The sequence below is a fragment of the Amycolatopsis sp. NPDC051716 genome, assembly GCF_040681595.1.
GTDB lineage: Bacteria > Actinomycetota > Actinomycetes > Mycobacteriales > Pseudonocardiaceae > Amycolatopsis.
This window is the reverse complement of the sequence record NZ_JBFAZA010000106.1, coordinates 1-1,059: the sequence shown is the minus strand read 5'-3', so window position 1 is coordinate 1,059 and position 1,059 is coordinate 1. Positions and strand designations below refer to the sequence as shown.

Annotated in this window: 2 protein-coding genes; both read left to right on the top strand. The window is 66.7% G+C overall.

Going from position 1 to position 1,059, the window contains the following annotated elements:
- Nucleotides 1–243, top strand: a 243-nt coding sequence (locus AB0M30_RS47695; protein ID WP_364599340.1) for a TetR-like C-terminal domain-containing protein, incomplete at its 5' end; no start/stop codon positions are given.
- A gap of 14 nt (nucleotides 244–257) precedes the next feature.
- Entirely contained in the window at nucleotides 258–554 is a 297-nt protein-coding gene (locus tag AB0M30_RS47690) for a hypothetical protein (RefSeq protein WP_364599337.1), read from the top strand.
- The last annotated feature ends 505 nt before the right edge of the window (nucleotides 555–1,059 follow it).

Below are 1,059 nucleotides of genomic sequence, written 5' to 3'. Positions count from 1 at the left end.
GAGCGCGAGCCCGAGCTGGCCGGGCTTCATGCGGATCTGCACGCCCGCTTGATGGCTCCCTTCGGTGTGGTGACCGAACGCGCGCGAACTCGCGGCGAGCTCGCCGCGGATCGTGGGGCGGCCGACGTCACCGCCGCCGTGGCCGGCCCGCTGTTCTACCGTCGCTGGTTCTCCCGCGAGCCGCTCGACGCCACGTTCGTCGCGCGCGTGGTCGAAGACGCCCTCGACCATCTCGACGTCTGAACCCGTTCGACCTCATGGGCGTGCCCTTGCTGGTCGACGGGCACTACGCCTGGACGTCACCGCTGGAACTGACCGGTCCCGGCGTCACGGTGCTCGCCGTCCACGGCAGGGCCGACGAAGCCGTGTCCGCCGAGTGGAGCCGCCGCTACACCGAGAAGGACATGGTTTGGGCGGAGATCACCAAATGGATCCGCGAGACGCCCGCTGGGGCCGACGCCTCCAGTGCCTCGCCCTCGCCCCACCAACCGCACCCCAAGCGAAGCGTCCAGCCCACGGCGGCCGGACTCGCCGGTTCGCCCTCGCTGGGCTGATCCACCGCGGTGTCTGCGATCGACTGCTGGACTCGCACTGGAAACCACGGGCGCTCGACTTACCGCTGCCGCCACGGCCCCACCAGCACACAACGCGCAGGCCAGCCGCGACCGAAAACGCCCTACATCGGCGAAGACCATCCCGTCGACGAGATCAGCCTCCGACTCAGATATGAAGGCATCGAGGACCACACCAGGCCGGAGCTTGGCCGACCACAACACGGAGAGGTGGCAGCAGCGCTGCGCGACTCAGGGAAGATCATCGTCTACGACGGCGCCGGATGGCGACCGCAAGAGATCGATTCGAGCTGAGCTGCGATCATCCCAGCGTCAAGATCGCGTTTCGCGATCCGTGGGGTAATACTATGTCCGAGAGAGGGGGACTCGAACACATGTTGGTGGCATCCCTGCGGTGACTGTTCAGGTCGTTTCTGGGCTGTGAACGGGACTGTGGGATGATCTTGTTGTGGGGGAAGGTGTTCGTCCGTCGTATGATGAGCTGGCC

Excerpts from the sequence above, each read along its gene's own strand:
- AB0M30_RS47690 (WP_364599337.1), top strand. The coding sequence starts at position 258 with ATGGGCGTGCCCTTGCTGGTCGACGGGCACTACGCCTGGACGTCACCG.